This window comes from Paenibacillus sp. SZ31 (assembly GCF_012912005.1).
GTDB lineage: Bacteria > Bacillota > Bacilli > Paenibacillales > Paenibacillaceae > Paenibacillus.
Genome location: NZ_JABBEA010000003.1, coordinates 225605 through 246586 on the forward strand (window position 1 = coordinate 225605; position 20982 = coordinate 246586).

15 protein-coding genes are annotated in these 20982 nt (G+C 48.0%); 6 read left to right on the top strand and 9 right to left on the bottom strand.

The window, feature by feature from the left end:
• The first annotated feature begins 111 nt into the window (after window positions 1–111).
• The gene (locus tag HF638_RS08480) at window positions 112–369 is read left to right on the top strand and encodes a DUF2164 domain-containing protein (RefSeq protein ID WP_169479822.1); all 258 of its coding nucleotides are present in this window, start codon (window positions 112–114) and stop codon (window positions 367–369) included.
• Between the two features lie 46 nt (window positions 370–415).
• A complete protein-coding gene (locus HF638_RS08485; protein WP_036612698.1) occupies window positions 416–964 on the top strand; it encodes a GNAT family N-acetyltransferase in 549 nt (182 codons plus the stop codon).
• 114 nt (window positions 965–1078) lie between these two features.
• Here the strand turns inward: HF638_RS08485 and HF638_RS08490 are convergent, their stop codons facing one another.
• Window positions 1079–1867 (bottom strand): SDR family oxidoreductase, encoded by a 789-nt coding sequence (locus tag HF638_RS08490; RefSeq protein ID WP_047840749.1) that lies wholly within the window; start codon window positions 1865–1867, stop codon window positions 1079–1081.
• Between the two features lie 26 nt (window positions 1868–1893).
• Window positions 1894–2394, bottom strand: a complete 501-nt coding sequence (locus HF638_RS08495) for a GNAT family N-acetyltransferase (protein WP_169479823.1) — start codon at window positions 2392–2394, stop codon at window positions 1894–1896.
• Between the two features lie 263 nt (window positions 2395–2657).
• Here HF638_RS08495 and HF638_RS08500 point away from each other — a divergent pair, with 263 nt between their 5' ends.
• Entirely contained in the window at window positions 2658–3854 is a 1197-nt protein-coding gene (locus HF638_RS08500) for a methyltransferase domain-containing protein (protein ID WP_169479824.1), read from the top strand.
• 79 nt (window positions 3855–3933) lie between these two features.
• Here HF638_RS08500 and HF638_RS08505 read toward each other — a convergent pair whose 3' ends face one another.
• Together HF638_RS08505 and HF638_RS08510 are read right to left on the bottom strand one after the other, a co-directional pair.
• Window positions 3934–7326, bottom strand: a complete 3393-nt coding sequence (locus tag HF638_RS08505; RefSeq protein WP_169479825.1) for a GH36-type glycosyl hydrolase domain-containing protein — start codon at window positions 7324–7326, stop codon at window positions 3934–3936.
• A gap of 161 nt (window positions 7327–7487) precedes the next feature.
• Window positions 7488–8477: a LacI family DNA-binding transcriptional regulator gene (locus HF638_RS08510; RefSeq protein ID WP_169479826.1), complete on the bottom strand. Its 990-nt coding sequence runs from the start codon at window positions 8475–8477 to the stop codon at window positions 7488–7490.
• A gap of 722 nt (window positions 8478–9199) precedes the next feature.
• Here HF638_RS08510 and HF638_RS08515 point away from each other — a divergent pair.
• The 3 genes from HF638_RS08515 (at window position 9200) to HF638_RS08525 (ending at window position 13773) form a co-directional block, all read left to right on the top strand.
• A complete protein-coding gene (locus tag HF638_RS08515; protein WP_169479827.1) occupies window positions 9200–10837 on the top strand; it encodes an AraC family transcriptional regulator in 1638 nt (545 codons plus the stop codon).
• A 110-nt stretch (window positions 10838–10947) separates the two neighbouring features.
• On the top strand, window positions 10948–11976 hold the full coding sequence (locus tag HF638_RS08520; RefSeq protein WP_169479828.1) for an iron-hydroxamate ABC transporter substrate-binding protein: 1029 nt from the start codon (window positions 10948–10950) through the stop codon (window positions 11974–11976).
• Window positions 11977–12060: 84 nt separating this feature from the next.
• On the top strand, window positions 12061–13773 hold the full coding sequence (locus HF638_RS08525) for an ABC transporter ATP-binding protein (protein WP_169479829.1): 1713 nt from the start codon (window positions 12061–12063) through the stop codon (window positions 13771–13773).
• 349 nt (window positions 13774–14122) lie between these two features.
• On the opposite strand, the gene HF638_RS08530 is transcribed toward HF638_RS08525, so the two are convergent.
• From HF638_RS08530 to HF638_RS08550, 5 genes are all read right to left on the bottom strand, one after another.
• Window positions 14123–15409, bottom strand: a complete 1287-nt coding sequence (locus tag HF638_RS08530; RefSeq protein ID WP_169479830.1) for an ABC transporter substrate-binding protein — start codon at window positions 15407–15409, stop codon at window positions 14123–14125.
• A complete protein-coding gene (locus HF638_RS08535; protein WP_169479831.1) occupies window positions 15406–17163 on the bottom strand; it encodes a sensor histidine kinase in 1758 nt (585 codons plus the stop codon). Before HF638_RS08535 ends, HF638_RS08530 begins: the two co-directional genes overlap by 4 nt.
• 92 nt (window positions 17164–17255) lie before the next feature.
• Complete coding sequence (locus HF638_RS08540) at window positions 17256–18905, bottom strand: type 2 periplasmic-binding domain-containing protein (protein ID WP_169479832.1); 1650 nt, start codon at window positions 18903–18905, stop codon at window positions 17256–17258.
• 26 nt (window positions 18906–18931) lie between these two features.
• Window positions 18932–19801, bottom strand: a complete 870-nt coding sequence (locus tag HF638_RS08545; protein ID WP_169479833.1) for a carbohydrate ABC transporter permease — start codon at window positions 19799–19801, stop codon at window positions 18932–18934.
• 15 nt (window positions 19802–19816) lie between these two features.
• The gene (locus HF638_RS08550; protein WP_235193717.1) at window positions 19817–20677 is read right to left on the bottom strand and encodes an ABC transporter permease; all 861 of its coding nucleotides are present in this window, start codon (window positions 20675–20677) and stop codon (window positions 19817–19819) included.
• Between the last annotated feature and the right edge of the window lie 305 nt (window positions 20678–20982).

Here is a 20982-nt window from a genome sequence, read left to right on the forward strand (position 1 = left end):
CCAAAGTCAGGATCAGCCGTGCATAAATAGGCCCATAACCATTTTGACGGGTTGGCTCGAATCATGTAGCATGATAGTAAAATCAAATTAAAGGGAGGGTTTCCCATTCCATTGAACTCGCTTAAACTGACCAAAGATCAGCAGGATGAAGCCATTCGCACCATCCAGTCGTATTTCGAAGAGGAACGTGGCGAAGAACTGGGTGATCTGGCCGCTTGGGGTGTCCTCGACCTGTTCATGACACAGCTCGCTCCCTACATATATAATCAGGCACTCCGTGACGCACGTACAACGGTCAATCAACGCATGGCCTCAATGGAAGAAGATCTGTTTGCACTGGAGCAAAAGTTACCCAAGGCTTCCCGTTAATCCACTACAAACAAACCAATACTTATACAGAAAGAAGGTTGCATTCATGTTTACCTATTCATTGGATGAATATACCGAACTCCGGCCACTGGCCATGGAACATACCAAACCGCTGTTCGAACTGACGGATCGTTCGCGGGATCAACTGAGACATTGGTTGCCGTGGGTGGATCATGTGACAGAAGTGGAACACACCTCGAACTTCATTACCAACGCGTTAAAACAAGGTGCCGAGAATGGCGGATTCACCGCGGGAGTATGGTCAAAAGGGGATCTCGCCGGCGTTATTGGATTCCACGAAATTAACTGGACCAATCGCTCGGTAAGCATCGGATATTGGCTTGGCAAAGGTTTTGAGGGTCAAGGCTTGATGACAAGCGCTTGTCGCGTTCTGGTAGACTATGCACTGGTGACCCTGGACCTGAATCGCGTTGAAATTCGCTCGGCAACGAACAACAAACGGAGTCGCGCTATCCCTGAAAGACTCGGATTTGTTCTCGAGGGTGTCATTCGTCAGGCAGAGAAACTGCCTAAAGGTTACGTGAACCATGCGGTGTACGGCATGCTTCAGCATGAATGGGAACTCTTGCGCTAATTCGCCTACATAATGAATCGGGAGTGATCTCTCCCAACATAATGGATCAACACGAATACCCTCGATCTCCACGTAATGTGGTGACAGAGGGTATTTTATTTTATTCAATGACTTTTATAGTGCTCGGACCATACCACCATCCACGATCAATGAAGTTCCGGTAATGTACGTATTGGCTCCGGATAACAGGAATACAACCGCTTTGGCAAACTCCTCCGGTTGACCATAACGGCCTAGTGGAATCTCTTTACGGAATTGGTCAGAGACCTCTTCCTCACTTATTCCGTTCTGCTCAGCCCGTGCTGCATCCAGTTCACGAATACGATCTGTTGCAATACGACCCGGAGCCACCGTGTTGATCAAAATTCCGTATGGAGCAAGCTCTTGAGACAACGTCTTCGCCAATCCAAACACGCCGGTACGGAACGTGTTGGACAGCACCAGACCCGGAATGGGCTGCTTCACCGAAGTTGAAGCGATATTCACAATGTGTCCTCCGCTTTCTTTCATATAAGGAAGAGCACCTCGAATCAGCCTTACATAACTGAGTACATTTAATTCAAATGCACGTTCCCAATCCTCATCCGTCAGTGACTCAAATGAACCCGATGGCGGGCCACCCGAATTGTTCACCAGAATATCAATCTGTCCAAACAGCTCCGCTGTCTTGTGAATCAGAGCCTCAATATCTTCCTTGCGTGTCACATCGGTTGCACAATATTCCACACGTCCGCCACCACCAAGCGCCAGAAGCTCCTGCTTCACTGCTGCGAGCTTTTCTTCGCTCCGACTGGCAAGCATGACGTCAGCACCTTCTGCTGCCAATTGAGCGGCTACCGCTTTGCCCAGTCCTCGACTGGAAGCCAGCACCAGTGCTTTTTTACCTTGAAGTCCCATGTCCATCGTTGTTCCTCCTCCTCAGCTAGTTTCTATTTGGTCTGGATAAAATAACCCATAAGAATATCGTCCACATACTTGTCTCCGATATAAAACTCGGACACCAGCCTGCCTTCCGTCACAAATCCACACTGTGTATAAAACGTAATCGCTCCCGGATTGCTAGAAAGTACGCGCAGCCTGAGCTTGCGAACGCCTTGTTGGGCCGCATGCTGCTTGATGGCATCCATCAAAGCTGTGGCAATGCCACAACGCCGATCATGAGGATGAACTGCAATATGAATCTCGTAGACATGACGGTTGACGGGCATACCTGTGGCTGGCTGAAAGCCCACATAACCACATACCCGCTCTCCCTGCACTGCAATCAATTGACTGCCTGGCGGACAATGCTGCAGATATTGCTGTCTGGAGCGCCAATGCATCGGTGCAGGAGAGGTATATTTGTCCCATACCAAGGTGTCCAACTCCATTAGCTGAGCTGCATCTTTAATCTCGGATGGACGAATCGTAAATGTATGGCTGGTAAGCATAATGATTCAACCTTTCGTGCTATAGTCGACAACGCTGTACGTTACAACGTCGGGAAAGTTTAGAAAATGAAGATTGTTAAGAAACTTAGAATATATCGTTCGTTCGCTTCACTGATTAAAATTCTTTGTTCTATATATTGTAGCATAGCCTCAGCTTTGACTAAAATTCCACTCGATATTGAACCTTTTCGAAAAATGAGATAAACACTTAACCTTGCCGTAACGTCATGGTTTATACTGGTTCGATAAGGAGCGGATGAATAATGAATATCAAAGAGGCAGCAAGCAGGCTCGGTATATCGGCGAGAGCCATTCGCTTTTATGAGGAAAAAGGATTAATTCTGCCCGCCAAACAGTCTAGTAACGGGTATCGTACCTATACCGAGAATGATATCTGGCGGCTTCAGACCATTGCTGCGCTGCGTGAGATTGGCATGTCGTTGCAGGATATTACACACGCGCTCGGAGAGATTGATCAGGGGAACCAGCAGCGGCTGGAAGAATATCTGGAGCTGCAACAGGCCGTCATGTATGCCCAGTGGATTGAGTTGAAACGTATGATGGATACAACCCAGCGCATGATTGACCTGAATCGTCAGGACGGTCCGCTGGATGTCAGCCATCTGCACGACCTTGCGGATAGTGCGCGTCGCCTGCGTGAAGCACGACAGAACTGGCATGATCGGTGGAATTATGATACGCAGGCAGCCATCCACGATCAGCGAGTGCAGGCAGAAGGCAGAGTCACTACTGAACACCACAATTCAGAGGGCAGGCATCCTTCGGATGAAGCCTTTCCCATAAGCGATGAGCATGAAGCTTCACATCCACACCATAATGCAGGTCATTCCACGCCGAGCGAATCTAAGGATATGGTACAGTCTTCCTTTTATCTGTATCACAACTATGAAGAAGCGCTCGAACAGACAACTCATTGGATCTCTCCCGCCCTTGGTGAGAAAGGACTTGATATTGGTACAGGCACGGGTAATCTGGCTGGGAAACTGCTACAGCACGGCGCAGACATGACCGCAATCGATCAGTCCCGGGAGATGCTGCGTAGATGCCGTACTAAATATCCCGAGATGCATGTGAAGCTTGGAAATTTCCTCGCTCTACCTTTTGCTGATCATTCCTTCGACTTTGTTATATCCAGCTTCGCCTTCCATCATCTGAGTCCAGACCAGCAGCTACTGGCATTACAGGAGATACAGCGGGTGTTAACCTCGCGCGGGCGTATCGGCTTAACCGATCTGATGTTTGTTGATGCGACTCACCGTGATTCCTATATTCGGCAGGCCGAAACCACAGGACACCAAGAACAACTGAACGCCTTGCGCGAGCGTCACTTCCCTCTGCTCGATGAGCTATGCGGCTGGTTGGAGCAACAAGGGTACGTAACCAAGCATGTTCGGCATAATGAGCTGTTGCATACGTTGCTGGCGGTTCCGCTGCGTTGACCAATCATGAGTATATGCCAAAAAGGCCATCCCGCCTTGAAGAAAGGAGGATGACCTTGGTGTACATCATGCTATGAATTTACATATAAATATCAACAACCGTGCGCTCAGTTGCGCTACGTGCTTGTCTGAACTCATCAAGTGAGATGCAGACCCCGCCCTGACGGTAACGGTTCGCTGTACGCTCGGTGCGAATGTCCTTACCGTTCACCGCTACACGGCTCACAGCACCTTCATTCAAGTGATAGATAAACGTCACTGGCTCACCCGCATACTCGAATTCGAATTGCATGCCGTTCAGCTCAGCTGGCAATACCGGGTCAATGACCAGATCGCCGCCCTCTTGACGAATGCCAAGCGCGTTGGAGATCAGCTGATTCATGTAGATTCCAGGGCCGCTGGAGTAGATTCTCCATCCGCCTTTCACCTGTACAGTCCCTTTACGAAGCTGGTCAAAATGCTCCTGTGCCTCGTAACGTGTATTAAACTTACCGTCCGAACTACTGAAGTACGAGTTCGCTTGGCGAATCTCCGCGTTAGGTACAACCTCGCCGATACCAACCGGGTTGATCATCGCGAGACCATTCCACACCTGATCTGTCTTGCCGAGCTTCGCCATCGCTTCCACGTAACGGATATGAGCGTGTACATATTGCAAACCAATCTCACGTCCGAAGTTAGACGCTTGCTCTGCACGCTTGAAGTGTGTGCTTACACCACCAGCATATTGAGCTGGACGATTCATCAGACGCACGCCATCCGGGCATAGGAACTGCTCACGGATCAAGGCATAATGTGATTCTGCTTGCTCTGCATTCAGCAACTCACCGATCATGCTGCGCGTCATTGGCAATAGACGATATTGAATGCCTGTCTCTGTGTCCGTTGGATGAAGCATCAGCTTCGCTTGGTCGGCTTCTTCCATGTATACAAAGCCTGGAATCACATCTGTGCCCAGCATGTAACGGTTAAAGTCCTCACGGATGCCTTGAGCCAGCACGTCAAGCTCTTGTGCAAAGTCCGCATCCTTGAATTTCAGCGCTTGCGAGAGCACATTCACGGACTGATACGTCAATGCCACCGTCCAACTGCTCACCATGTATTGCTTGAGCTGTGCATTGGCTGGTTGGAGCGTATCATCCCAGTCGCCATCGCCGTAGGAAGACAGGAACGTATCGTGCAGGAAGTGCGAACGGATATATTCGATCTCTTTTTTCGCGTGATCCAGTACAGTTGCCGTCTCTTCCGTGAACCCGAAGCTATGCTTGACGGTATAAGGTACTTTCTCATCCAGGATCGCATAATCGCGAGTCGCTGTCAGGTAGTCCGCCAATACTTTCAACGGCCATACGATGATGTCACCATGGCTCTCTTCCTGTTGGATCGCAAAGTATTTATCAAACATGAACCATTGCGGCCAGTTGCCATCATCTTCATATTGGTGAGTATAGACCATTTTGATGATATCGCGAACTTGCTCATATTTTTGCGTAGCCATAAAGTACTCCACCGGACCTTGGCACACATCCCGTGTACCCCAAGCCGCGCCGCCGTACTGCTCCAAACCGTGAGGCACAGAATAGTGAACCAGCATATTGTGGGTGTACCACCAAGCCAGCGCATTTACTTTGAACAGATCCTCAGCACTCTGACCTTCGCCACGGGACAAACGGAACCCGTTCATCACACTTGCGAAGAACTCGCGGTATGCCTGCACTTCCTCTTCAAACGTCAGGCTTGAACCTGCTACCACTCCGCTGTCCGCTTGGCCTTCCAATACCCCTTGTACCTTCAGCGTCCATTCAGCACTCGCTTCCAGACTAAGCGTTACCAGAGATGCGGAACCACTGCGGATACCACTTGCCAGCAACGTTTCGTCCCCTACATTCACAGCTGCGCCGTCCACCGACATGCGGTATTGCAGATCTGGATACGTTCCTGCACTAATCGCTTGTGGATCAGCCTTGAAGATCAAAGTATCGCCATCCTGCGTCATATGCAGCGGATATTCGTACTCATTCACATTCATCGTAATCTGGTTTGTTACCAGGTAACGGTATGCCGTGCCACTTGTGGAGCGTACGTTCATGCTCACTTCAGTGGTGTGTGCCCCTGTGTAGTTCGTCACGATGATCGTATCGGATGCCGTTTTGTAGATCCAACGTACATAGTTGAAGCCAATCTCGAACAGGGAAGGCATCGTCAGCAGACGATATTGTCCGTCCATTTCCACATAGATGCGTTGTCCCGCCGTTTTCGGCACGTTTAATGCATTGCGAGCATTACTGATCATTTTATTAAAATTGGTGTTACCAATAACGAGTTGTGAGTTGAAAATACCGTACATATACGATGTTGTCGTAATAACCTGTGCTCCAAGTTGCACGTTGCCACCACTCATCAGAATGTGACCATGTGGACGCTCCACAAGCAATTCTTTTGCTTTCAGAACGATATGCTCATAGCTGCCTGTGAAGAAGGACAACAGTTCCTCGCCACTGTGCTCTTCCTGATGACGATCAGGGAACAGATCATGAATCTCATCTTGTGTCAGATCAAGTGTAACCAGCGGTTCACCCAGGAAGGAGGACAGTTTCACCTGTTCCAACGTATCGCCGTTTTCCACTGTCAGAGCCTGTACTTCATTCCATGCTGCTGTAACTTCATCTCCAAATTCCAGTGCAGAGATTCCTTCGGCATGATTAGGCTTCGCCAGTCCATAGAAGACTACCTGTGCTTCTCCGTTCAGATTCAACAGTTCGGATTGCAATGCCGTATAGGCAAATTCATACTGATATGTCTCATTTGCCAGCGTTGGGCGATTCAAGCTCTCTGGTTGATTCGTTTCCTTGTACGACAGACCGAAGAATTGGAATCCATCTGTGGAGTAACCAACTGCTTTGGTCAGGGAACCTTGTTGCATATATGGAAATGCACCGCCCTGAGGCTGGTTTTGACGGGAACAAACGACATAACCTTTCGCTTCATCTTCAAACACCGTGTGGTCAATGTATTGTGACAGATAAGCTTCATTACTGCGTACCGCACCTGGATCAGCAAGACCTACATCCTGTCCATATACTACGTCTACGTTATGTTGTTGTCCTGTGAGCTTCACATCCCAGAACCATACACCTTGCGGTGTAGCCGTAAATACAACCTGGTAGCCAATGCCTTGTTCTTTGCCTTCCAGCTGGACTGTGCCCTCCCAGATCAACTGGTTGCTGGACTGTGCTTTGCTTGTAACTACCTTGCTATTCGAACGTACACCGAGCAGGGGGAACGAGCTGATGTTCTCTCCCTCGTGCACACGCAGGTACAGGTTATTCAGAGATCCATCAATCTGGTTGCTGAGCAACTGGTTCAACATCGTTGTACCGGATGTAGCCTGGTACAGGTCTCCGCTGTTCAAAAAGGTAAAGGATAACTCCCCGGCACTCAACCGGATCGGTTCATTAATCATCGTTGTCATAAGGTTCACTCCTTGATTTAGTATAGAATCGAAACGTTTCGATAAACTTGAAAAAGAATAGGGGCCTCTTCAAACCGGCTTTTTACAGCCCGTCCGGACGATAACCCCATCATTAAACTTTTACTTCAGCATGCAGGCAATTCTTCGCTTCCAGACCCGGTCTACACCGAACGTACAGAGCTGCGCTCGATCATATTAATCGTTAACGTATACGATGGATCTACCACTTCGCCATTAAGCATCTGGAATAACAAATGTCCCGCGAGCGACCCGGCTTCATGCTTCGGCTGGCGTATCGTTGTCAGCGGTGGACGCACATATTCGGACAACTGAATATCGTCAAAACCGATCACGGAAATGTCATTCGGCACCGATACATCGCGTTCTTCCAGCGCCTTCAGGCCGCCAATCGCCATCTCATCGTTACCGTAAAATACCGCTGAGGGAAGCTCGCCCTGCATGATCATCATTTTGGTTGCACTGTATCCGCCATCACGTACAAAGTTACCGTTCAAACGCCATTTGGACTTTTCTTCAAGTCCCGCTTCCCGCATCGCCCGCAGATACCCTTGGTAACGCAGCGCATTGTCATACGAGTTGGAAGGACCGCTGATATATGCAATCTTCTGATGTCCTGCCTGAATCAGGTGGCGGGTTGCAAGGTAACCGCCCTGCTCTCCATCCACCAGCACGTTGACCAGATGGTCACTCGACAGCTGACGATCCATCACAATGATCGGAAAACGAGGACCGGCAGATTCCACCAGAATATCATCATGAATGTTATGCGCCAGGATGATGGCTCCATCTACTCTTTTTTCACGCAAAAATCGTACTGCCGTTGAGTCCCGTCCACCCATGGAACTGCACGCAATCAGATCATATCCGTTCGCAAGTGCTACATCCTGTACACTACGGATCAACTCCGAGTAGTACGGACCTGACAGATCTGTCAGAATTAAAGCGATCGTGTTCGTCCGGCTCCGTTTCAGGTCCATGGCAAAGCCGTTCTTACGGTAATTCAGTTCTCGTGCTGCCTCAAGCACTTTAGCCTTGGTCTTAGCACTAACCTTGCTATCCCCGCTCAGCGCATAGGAAGCAGTCGAGAGTGCTACACCTGCGAGCTTTGCCACATCCTTGATCGTTGCCATTCCACGTTCGCTCCTTCTAAACTATATATAAGTTCAACTAAAGAATATTTACACTTACCACTCCGATGACAGAATAACCTTCCGATCGCTGTTATCCCCAGATTTTTTTAATTCCCTTCTTCAAAGGGAAAATCCGGGGATAAAGGCGAACGCTTCGCTTCTTCACGTTATTTCTGTCCTCTCCGTTCTCGCGTAAAAAGTTTAGTTGAACCTATAAAGAACAAATTCTAAGTTATCTACATTTTATACGGTACATGGTTAGAACAACCACTAAATCCTAAACAATCGTTCATTAGTCATTTTACACATCAATGGAATAACCATCAATCGAAACGTTTCGAGGCATTCTCAAAAAAAATCCTTGTTTCCATCCTTATGGTACCAGGGTTGAATGCATCCCGTCCCAGTCCATACATAATTGATGGTTATGACGCGTCTTTCAATCTGGAGCTCTATAAACAGTTCGTGCCTAACACAATGAAACTGGCAGTAAACGCCAGATTGAAACGTTTCGACATTTTCATTATAGTCGGTGTTGATAGCGATTTCAACCACTTTATCTATTTTTCACAGAAAAAGTTGATTTGTTCAATCTGTCCATCCACGTCACTTCGTTTATAGTATATACTGCATAATAGTCGAGATTCGAGAATTACGCCAGTACACCAGGGGCATGAGACGAATAATGCCCCTGCTGACTTATGTAAGGAGACAGTTATCTAATGAATATATCCAAGCCCATTTATCATAAAAAATCGCTGTCCCGCCCCGTTTCCTTGCAGAAGATTCAGTCCATCCCTGATGCCCTGTTCAAGCTGCGCCATCTAGTGCAACTTCACGACCGTGAGGCGTTCTCTCGTACAGATGAGATGTGGAGCACACTTCATGTACTATACGTCATCACTGCTGGCCAGGCCAGGCTGATTAGTGCAGAGGGTAAACTGACATTAAATGCAGGCTCCGCAGTGGTTCGGCAAGCTGGAAGCCTGCTTCAGCACGAGAACAAGCGCGGCTCCCTGTCGCCAATACAGGGCATTGCTATTGCTTTTGATTCCACTGAAAATGAACAGCTGTTCTGGCCGTTCGGGATACCAGCTCCCATTGCGAGTCGTACTCTCACCGATAGGGCAGTAGAGCTGGTTCAAGCAAGTTCGAAGGGACATGATTCCAGCCCCTTCAGGCCACATATGCTTTTCTATGAGTTACTGGATATTTTGCGGGATCATGTGGCTCACTCTGCGCATGAGGATCACTCTTGGCTCGATGCCGTGCTTAGACATATCCATCAGATGTATACCCATCCGTTGACCCGCGAACAATTGGCACGGGATGCGAATGTGAGTCCCGAGCATTTCTCACGAGAGTTCAAGAAACATACAGGTCTTACGTTTGTTGAATATGTGACTCGTCTCAGAATCAGGATGGCTCAGGAACATCTGTTGTTCGCGAACCCTACGCTACAGGAAATTGCACAACTGACAGGCTACAGAGACACCTTTTATCTGAGCCGCAAATTCAAACAGATAGTTGGATCAGCACCAACACACTACCGGAAAATGCCCAAGAAGATTGTATCTTTGACTTACAATCATACGGCCTCACTTCTGGCACTGGGCCACACTCCCCACATGGGTGCCGTCGCCAGTTGGATGGAAGAAAAACTGGGGGAACATGGTCATGAACCATTTGAGCAACATTCCGAATATGAGCTGGTTAAACATACGGATCTGATTGCAAACGCTGATCCCGATGTCATTGTCGGATATGCACCGCATCCCGCTTCCGATGAACTACGTCTGATCGCACCAACCATTCTGATGCCTTTTGAGGAACTCGATTGGCAAGAGCAGCTTCTTCATTTGGGCCGAATCACAGGGCTTGAGTCCAATGCACAGACGTTGTTAGATCAATATCATCAACTTGAGCAAGAGGCCAATCATACATTGGATCAATGGATGGAAGGGTCTCGAGGGTCTGCCGTTTGCATGTTTATGATTGGAGAGGACGGCGCTTATATCTATGGTCATGGCTGGGGCAGAGCTTCTCATGTGCTGTATCAATCACTCGGTTTCACTCCACCGTCACGGATGGAGCAGGATGGACAGTTACTTACGGGGTACGTTCATGTTCCGTTATCCGAGATTCACTTGTATGCCGCAGATCACATGTTTGTCGCCTTCCCTGAGGAACCTACCGAACGAGAAATGCTGGATAACCTGCTGAATCAGGAATCCTGGGGTACCCTCTCCGCCGTTCGTGAAGGACGCGTATACGAGATTGATGCCGACATGTTCTATGGATTTGACCCCTTGTCCGTTATGGAGCAGTTGCAGCATATCATGCGTCACCTCACATCATAATTGTCCATGCAGTAGTGATCATAGTTGTCCATGTACAAATACCACATCTTCCTCTATGTTATTAATGAGAATAATAATCATTATTGATTATACACAGGGGGAACAATAATATGTTTGCTGCAAAAAAACGCTTTTCTGGCTTGCTGCTTATGCTCGCCATCATTATGATTCTGGCTGCTTGTAGCAGCGGAACAGGCTCGACTGCCACTGAACAGACATCGGCAGCGGGAACCGAAACGACGACAGCCTCTTCCGAGACGAACACAGACACGTCGTCCGGTTCAGACAATTCGAATGCTACACGGATCTACAAGTCATTAAGCGGGGATGTTGAAATTCCGGCTGAACCGAAACGGATCGTTACGGATATGTACGTAAGTGATCTGCTTGCACTGGGTGTGAAACCCGTTGGTGCTGTTCAATATTATTTGGAAAACCCGTTCTATGCAGATCAGGTGGAGGGCATCGAAAGTATCGGTGATCGGGCGGCAGTATCCATGGAGAAGGTCATTGCCATGAACCCGGATCTGATCATTACTTACTCCGATCAGGCCAGCGAAATTGAGAGTTATCAAAAAATCGCCCCAACCGTAGTGATTCCTTATGGTACATTCACCAATGTATATGACGAAATCCGGGGATTCGGGGAGCTGATGAACAAATCCGAAGAGGCCGAAGCTTGGCTGAAAACATACGATGAACGGATTGAAGCCGCTCGTGCTAAGGTGGACACAGTCATCAAACCGGAGGAAACCTTCTCCATCCTTGAAGTATCCGACAAGAGTTATTATGGATATGGAGACAACTTTGGTCGAGGAGGACAGGCGGTCTACCGCGCTTTGGGACTTGCTCCACTCGAAATCACCAAAAAAGAACTGATGGGTGATACCCAATGGAAAGAGATTTCGCGTGAAGTCGTTGGTGATTATGCAGGGGATCATATCTTCTTGACTGTAGGGGAGAACACTAAAAATTACCAAGGTGATTCCATCTGGCAATCCCTGCCGGCTGTAAAAAACAATCAGGTGTACGAATTGCTGGAAGACCGTTACTGGTACTTCGACCCGATTGCGATTCAAGGTCAGGCTGAAGAATTCGCCGATATGATCGTAGAACGTGCCGAGCAAAACCGTAAATAACATAAGCATGAATACAGGTGTCCGGACAGGCTAATAAGCCTGCTCGGGCATTTGTGTCATATTGAGAATGAGGAGGACTTACATATGCTTCGCCGTTTCATGTCTTATTATCGTCCTTACAAAAGGCTCTTTATATTGGACTTTTCCTGTGCCATCGCCGCCGCGCTACTGGAACTGGCCTTTCCACTTGCTGTTAACCGGGTGGTCGATCAACTGCTTCCGGCTGGCAATTGGTCCATGATCTTAGCGGCGTGTGTCGGATTGCTCGGCATCTACCTGCTCAGTTCCTTTTTCCATTATGCCGTCACCTATTGGGGCCACAAGCTCGGCATTAACATCGAATCCGATATGCGGCGTGAACTGTTCCAGCGTGTACAGAAGCAGTCCTTCCGCTTCTTCGATAACAATAAGACCGGGCATCTGGTCTCCCGCATGACCAACGATCTGATGGATATTGGTGAGATCGCGCATCACGGACCCGAGGACCTGTTCATTGCCCTCATGACACTCGCCGGAGCTTTCGGTATCATGCTGGGGATCAACTGGCAGCTCGCTGTGATGACGTTCATCATTGTACCGTTGATGATCTACCTGTCGCTGTATTTCAGTCGCAAAATGTCCAAGGCGTTCAAGCGCATGTTTGCGGATATCGCCGATTATAACGCACGGGTAGAAAATAATGTGAGCGGCATCCGTGTGGTACAAGCTTTTGCCAATGAAAAGCATGAAGTAGGACGTTTCGTTGAGAACAACGAACGTTTCAGACTCACCAAACTAATCACCTACCGCATCATGGCCTGGAACTCTTCACTCAGTTTTATTCTAATGAAATTTGTATCACTGTTTGTGCTGGTGTGTGGAACCTGGTTTGTTATTCAAGGAAGTATGACTTACGGAGAATTCATCGCTTTTGTGATGCTATCCAATGTATTCCTTGGACCGATCGAGAAGATTAACTCTGTCATCGAGACGTATCCCAAAGGCATCGCCGGATTCAGACGTTACCTGGAGTTGCTTGAGGCTGTACCGGATGTAGAAGATACACCACAGGCAAAACCGATTCCGGATGTGAAAGGCGATATTGCCTTCCATAACGTTACCTTTTCTTATGGAGAACACAAACCTACGCTGTCTCAGGTCAATCTGGATATCCAGGCAGGCCAGACGGTTGCTCTGGTTGGACCTTCGGGCGGGGGTAAAACGACGTTATGCAGTCTGATCCCACGTTTCTACGATGTCGATGCAGGACATATCTCCATCGATGGCATTCCGGTGAAGGACATGACGCTGGAATCATTGCGCTCCCATATCGGGATTGTGCAGCAGGATATTTTCCTGTTTGACGGAACGATTCGTGAAAATATTGCATACGGCAAACTGAATGCTTCCGATGAGGAAATCTGGCAAGCCATTCGCCGGGCCCAATTGGAAGAGCTGGTACAATCCCAGCCAGATGGACTGGACACCATGATCGGTGAACGTGGCGTGAAATTGTCCGGCGGACAGAAGCAACGTTTATCCATCGCGAGAATGATCCTGAAAAACCCACCAATTCTCATTCTGGATGAAGCTACCTCAGCACTCGATACCGAGACAGAAGCTGCCATTCAACTGGCCTTGTCCGAGCTGGCTCAGGGCCGTACGACATTGGTGATTGCCCATCGACTGGCGACCATCAGACACGCGGATCGCATCGTGGTCGTGGAGAACGGCACCGTCGCTGAACAAGGAAGCCATGAAGAACTGCTCGCGCGTAAAGGCTCGTACAGCCGACTGCATCAAGCCCAGTTTGGTTAAAGGCAAGGCTTAAAAGTGAAACCAAGTAGTTGGTAGAATTAAACACATGGTCACAACAACAGAACAACCTTCCCTCTGTCCTAGAGTGAAGGTTGTTTTATATTTACTATTCGTTATATAAATTGAACTACATATTTACACGAGAACGCAGAGGACAGAAATAACCTGAAGAAGGGGAGCTAAAAGCTTTCTGAAAGAAAGCTGCATCGGAAGCATATGCGTTCGCCTTTATCCCCGGATTTTACCCTTTGAAAAAGGAAATCCAAAAATTCTGGGGATAACAGCGATCAGAAGGTTGTTCTGTCATCGAAGTGGCAAGTGTAAATGGCGTTTAGTTCAATTTATATAACTACCCATCCAAAATGGCATTCGCTCGCTCACGAAATTCCACCGCCGCCTGCTCAGGCGTAATTTTGCCAAACAACAGGAGATCATACAACTCACGTAGCACCGCAGTGACCTCAGGTGCACCTACAGGATCAGGCGGGTCCATCTGGCTGCTGTTATCGGCAACCCAATCAATGTAGTCAAACACCTGCGCCAGCTCTGGTTCAACCACCAGCTTCATCCGCTCTTTGACACTGGATGAGACAGGCACACCCCGCTCCCCTTTGAGCAGCAGATTAGCATCCAAATCATTCACAAAAAAGCTGATGAACTTGGCAGCTTCCTCCTTATGTCTGGAATTACCCGCCATGGAGAAAAACATGCCTGGCTTCAAGAACAATCCATCCTGGCTGTTTGGCCCAGGCATTGGGGAGATGGTTAATGGCTTGCCATAACGCTGAGCGGTGCTGATAAATTGATTGGAATACCCCCAGCTAAACAAAGCCTCTCCCAGATAAAACGGGTCGTTATCAGGCTGGCCAATATCTGATGTCCAGATATCCGGTGCAAAAATAAGCTTCTTCTCTGCGAGCTGCTGCATCCTGCCAAAGTAATCAATAAACAGCCCATCGTCTTCATAACCCAATCCCCTGCCATCCTCGGCATATAGCTTGGAACCATACTGTCTCAAGTAGTACGCAAAAAACTGTTCGGGCGTAAAATAGGTTCCCAAGTAAATGCCTTTCCCCAGCAATTGCTCGCCCATCCGATCAAAGTCCGCCCATGTCCACGTCTCCGTTGGCAATTCAATATCATTGGCCTTCAACACTTCCGGATCATAGATGCTAAGCATGGCGTTAACCCCTAAACTGAGTCCGTAGGTTTTTCCATCCAGGCTTCCACTCTCCAGCTGCTCCTTCTCAATATCTGTCGTGTCAATCAGCCCGCTCTGCATGTACGGCGTCATATCCTCCAACAGTTGCAGCGAGCTGTACTGGGACAGATAGGAGATGTCCATCTGGATAATGTCGGGCAACGCATTGCCTGCTGCATGTGGGGCAAGTTTTCTCCAGTATTCGTTGAAACTGCTATATTCGTACTCAATGTTCACATGTGGATTCAACTTCTCATACAGGTCGATAACGGCAATCGTTGCATTGTTGCGGAACTCTCCACCCCACCAAGCGATTCGTAGCGTTATCGGCTCTTCATCCACAATCATGCCCGGCCTTTGATTCAGCTGGTTCACGCAGCCAGGAAGAGTCAGCATAAGACAGATCATGCCTATCGTTCGCAATAATCTTCTCATAGCTTCTCCTCCTTACCTGGTGATGGTGGTGGAAGCAATACGGTTACTTTCGTTCCAAGCCCTGGCTTGCTCTCCAGCAGTACATCATATTCTTCGCCAAAAGCCAGACGTACCCGCTCCCTGATATTCAGTAGACCAATACCTGTGCCTCTGGTTTTCACTTCACCGCGCAGCACCTGTTCCACATATTCGGGTTCCATGCCGGGACCTTGATCCTCCACGATAAGGGCCAGCTTGCCACCGGATATCTCGGCATACACTCGAATCAGACATGATCCAACCTGTGGTTCCAATCCGTATTGAATAGCATTTTCCAGCAGGGGCTGTAGGGTCAACTTGGGAATGGCACACCCCAGATAGTCAGCGGTCACATCCAAGCGGAAATCCAGTCGCTGCCGGAAACGGTAGGTTTGAATGGTGATGTAATGATTGACGATCTCCAGCTCTTCGGCAATGGTAATGATATTTTGCTTGAAACTGATGGAGGAACGTAGCAAATATCCGAGTGATAGCACCATACTGGAGATTTGCTCCTGCCTGTTCTTTTTGGCGAGCCAATGGATCGAATCCAGCGCATTATACAGAAAGTGGGGATTGATCTGCGCTTGTAATGCCTTGAACTCTGTTTCCTTAATGACCAGCTGGCTTGCATAATTTTCTTTGATCAATGTATTAATATGTGTAATCATCAGTCGATACGTACGTTGTAACAATCCCAGTTCATCCATGTGCTGGTGTGTTGGAATGGACAGATTGGCATCTATGTTCTCCAGATCCCCATACTGCACTTCTTTCATCTGACTGATGAGCTGCCTGATCGGCCTTGTCAGACTGCGTGCGAAGACCATGCCGAGCGCAAGCACGACCAGAATTGCGATAAGATAGATGACAATCAGTATATTTTTCAACCATATAATACGTTCAAAAATTTCATCGTAAGAGGCCATATTGTAATAAACCCAGCCGGTATAAGAGGATTTCTTCTGGGAAAGGAATATCTCCCTCCCATCCAGATTTTTGATCTCATATCCCCCACTGCCTGGAAGTGGATTCAGTCCGGCGGACACCGCTTCCGGAAGCTGGCGATATGGATAGACCACATCACTGCCTGCTTTTAAAATAATGTCACTGTCCTGGCTGTCAATGCCCGCATACTCCTCAACGAGTCGCTCGATATTGATACGTAGAAACAGTATACCTACCGGTTCCAGGGTCATCGGTTCGTAGGCTCGCACCTGACGCACCATAACCAGCATCGGATCATCGTCATCCGGGTATAACCAGCGTACTGCACCATTGGCCTGCTCCGCAGCCGCAATCATCCGATCATATTTTTCCTGGGATACGGTTAGTGTCTCGCCATATTTATTCACTCTTCCCCTGGAATCAATCAGATGAACGGACTGCACATAACGTGCAGCCCCACTGATATGCTCCCATAACCGATCCGTGATCTTCTTTCGTTCAATAAAGCTTGAATATGCGCTATCGTCATCCAACAACGACTTCAAGGCTCTTTGAATCTGCGTATCGGAGATCATGTTCAATGATAACGCTTCCAACTTCTGAAGTTCAACATCCACTGTAGACGAAGAAAGGTTCAGAAGTCGGGACGACTTATCAAACAGCTGTTTGTCATACACCGAGTACGTATAATACAAGGACCCAAACGCCAGGATGATGATAAACGCCATCATGAACATAATCATCAGAAACATTTTCATTTTGATGCTCAGTTTTCGGTAGGCTGTCATGACCAAAGCGCTCCTTTGAACCACGTGATACTACTAGGTATATCACATACAGGAAGGTTTTCCCAAAGTTTTAGCGCTCGATTTCTCACGTATTATTTGGACTGATATCGATCATAAGCCGCCTGATGAACCTCAATCGCCCGGTCAATGTCCATGCTCTTGATTGTTTCGGCCATCTTGTCAAATTCGGTGATCGGTTTCTGTCCGCTAATAATGGCAGTCATCGTCTCATTCAAATACGTATTCACCTGGCTCATGATGGATGTACTTGTGGTCACCTCATCTGTTGACAAACGAATTGGAGGAAGCGTTAATGCTGAGCTTGCTTTCATCCATTCCGCATTCGCCGCACGTTGTCCGTCGTCAAATAATAAGGCATCCAGATAACGGCTATCCTGATTGATCGGACCGTCCATAATGGATAGGGCATAGGAAGCCAGTGCCTGGTCATACGTCAGACCGTTCGGATTATCAATGATGGTATCTGTGAATTTGACACCTTCACCGTCACGAACATAGCTGTCATTTTCGATACCAAAGTTGAACAGATCACTACCCTCTTCGCTATAGTTGTAGTCCATCCACTGAACAATATATTTCAATTTGTCTTCGTCTGCGGAAGCCGTAATGGCCTCACCATAAGTCAACACTTTAGCATCCAGATTAAATGTCGCATAGGACGTTCCATCCTGAGATACAGGCCACGGTACGCCGGTTACATTAAAGTTCGGGTCCGTATCTCTCATCAGATTGAAGTATTTCCCCATGCCGCTGAACACACCGCCCTGATATGCGCCTGCCAGATTGCTGGTGACCTTATAGTCGAATGCTTTACCGTCATTGGTCATGATCTCGGGATCAATCAGCCCTTCCTTGTACCACTTGGCCATGGTCTCCAAGAAATCACGGTAGCCCGGCTGAATCGGTCCGAATTCCACCTTGTTTCCATTCATCTGGAAGCCACCAATTACACCAAAGGCCGCTGCAAAATCATGGAGCTTGGTCAGGTTACCCGGTCCCCAGTTTCCCGTGAATGGTAGCTCATCAGGCTTGCCGTTGCCGTTGGGGTCCTGTTCCTTGAATGCCTTAAGCACCGTATACCACTCATCGATGTTGGTAGGTACCTTAAGGTTCAATGCATCAAGCCAATCCTGGCGCATAATTAAACCGGAAGTGGCATTCAGCTTCAATGCATCCAGCTTGAGCAGCGGGAACATATAGATCGTGCCATCGTCGAGTGCAATCTGTTTCTTCACATCCGGATCGGATTCAATAATCCGCTTTAAGTTCGGTGCATAACTGTCGATCAGTTCATTCAACCGGATGATGCGGCCGTCTTTGATCATTTTTTCCGGTCCGCCAACGGCATCCGCCCAGTTATAATAAATGACGTCTGGCAGCTCCTTTGTGGAGATCAGCAGATTGAACTGGTCCCGCTGTTGTCCAAGCGGAGGATGTGTGAACTTCACTTTGATACCTGTCAGCTTCTCCTTTTCCTTATAAGCCGCCATATCGCCAAAATTGTTCAAGGAAGCTGTCAGTTTGGCATCATTGGCGCGCCAGTAATCAATGGTAAATGGCTCACTTGTAATCGGTAGCGGAATCTCGGTCAACGCCTGAACCGCAGGTTCTGTTCCTTCTGCTGGCTCAGCGGTACCTGGTTCATTATCTCCCGTACAGCCCGCCAGTAAAGACATGGTAAGTAGCGATGACAACAGGATGGACCCCATTCTTTTTTTCACGTAATTCGCCTCCATAGATTACATTTTTATTGTTTCACAGCGCCGATTAGAGCGCCCTGAACAAAATAACGTTGGATGAACGGATATACCAGCATAATCGGCAGGGTAGAGATAATGATGGTTGCATATTTGATGTTCTCCCCAATGGCAAAGCCGGTATCGGCGCCCGCACCCATAGCCTCTGTACTGCTGCTGATCAGAATATCACGCATAATAATCTGGATTGGATACAGCTCCTGACTGCGCAGGTAGAGCATCGGTCCGACATAATCATTCCAATGGTCAACCGCATAATACAGCATCATGACTGCCAGGATTGGTTTTGACAAAGGCAGTACAATTCGGAACAAAATCAAAAAGTCATTGGCACCATCAAGCTTCGCCGATTCAATCAGACTGATCGGAATGCCTTCGAAGTTTGTTTTCATAATAAGGAAATAGAAGGTGCTGATGGCACCGGGAATAATAAGCGCAAAACGGGTATCCACCATGCCCAGATTCTGAATCAGCAGAAAAGTTGGGATCATGCCCCCGCCGAAGAACATCGTGAACGTAATTAATTTCATCAGCGTTTTTCTGCCCATCAGATCACCACGTGATAACCCATAGGCAGCCAGCGAAGTCATGAGCAGATTGATGGCGGTACCCACCACAACATAGAACAAAGTGTTCATATATCCCGTATAGATACGAGTATCCTGAAATACCGACTTGTACGCTCCCAGCTGGAAGCCTTCAGGAATGAGCATGAGTGACCGGGAACGCAACATCTGATCCGGGTCGCTGATTGAAGAATTGAACACGTACAGCATCGGGTAAAAGCATAAAACCATGATCACCAAGAGCAGCAGTGTATTAAATACATCAAAAAGTCGTTCCCCTATAGACTGTCTCATCGCTTCACCTTCCGATTACCATAGACTGGTTGAGTTAAGCTTTCTGCTGATCGCATTCGCGATAATGAGCAGCGCGAAATTAATGACGCCGTTAAATAGTCCGATGGCGGTTGAATACGTATAGTTTCCCTCCAAAATACCGGATCGATAGACAAAGGTGGATATGACATCCGATGTCTCATAGGTCGGTGCCGTTTGCATCAGCAATATTTTCTGAAAATCCGCGTTCATGACCGCCCCCATACGTAGAATTAACATGATCACAATCGTTGGCATGATGCCCGGCAGTGTAATATGTAACAGCTGTCTCCAGCGACCTGCACCGTCGATTTTGGAAGCCTCATATAGCTGTGGATCAATACCACTTAGTGCTGCCAAAAAGATAATCGAGGCCCAGCCTGCGCCCTGCCATATGTTGGACAGGATGTACATCGGACGGAACATATCTTTTTCCGCCAAAAACATAATTGGCTGCAGATCGAAAAAGTCACGAATGACGTTAAACAAGCCGCCGTCCAGAGATGAGAACGTTTTCAACATTCCAACCACGACAACAACCGAGATGAAATGCGGCATATAACTGATAGTCTGCACTGCACCTCTGAACCACTTCTTCCGGACTTCATTCAGCAGCAGTGCTAGTAGAATCGGAGCCGGGAAACCAAACACAATACTGTAAAAACTTAAAATCAGTGTGTTCTTAATCAGTCGCCAGAAATAATAACTTTCAAAAAACATGGTGAAATTGTCAAATCCGACCCATTCGCCTGCCAAGATTCCTTTGATCGGGTTGTAGGATTCCTGAAATGCCATCAGTAGCCCGTACATTGGCCCATAGCTGAAAATCAGATAGTAGGCTACAACAGGAACGAGCATCAGATAGACGTATCTGTTGCGGACAAGTTCCTTTTTCACCGAACTCCATTTGCCAGCTGGCTTCAAACGCCCAGGTTCAATCCCCCGGCTTCGATTCAGCTCCATCCACTCGCCCTCCACTCTCGGTATTGATTCACTAACATGACACTTCTAATGATAGAAGCGAGCACCATTTATTCCCATGTTCATTTCCGTTAAATGGATGTTCAAAACCGAGTTCCGTCCGACAAAAAAAGACCCTGCTGCCGATGAATGGCATACAGGGCACGATCACAGATTAGATGTAGATCGGATATACAGGTTGC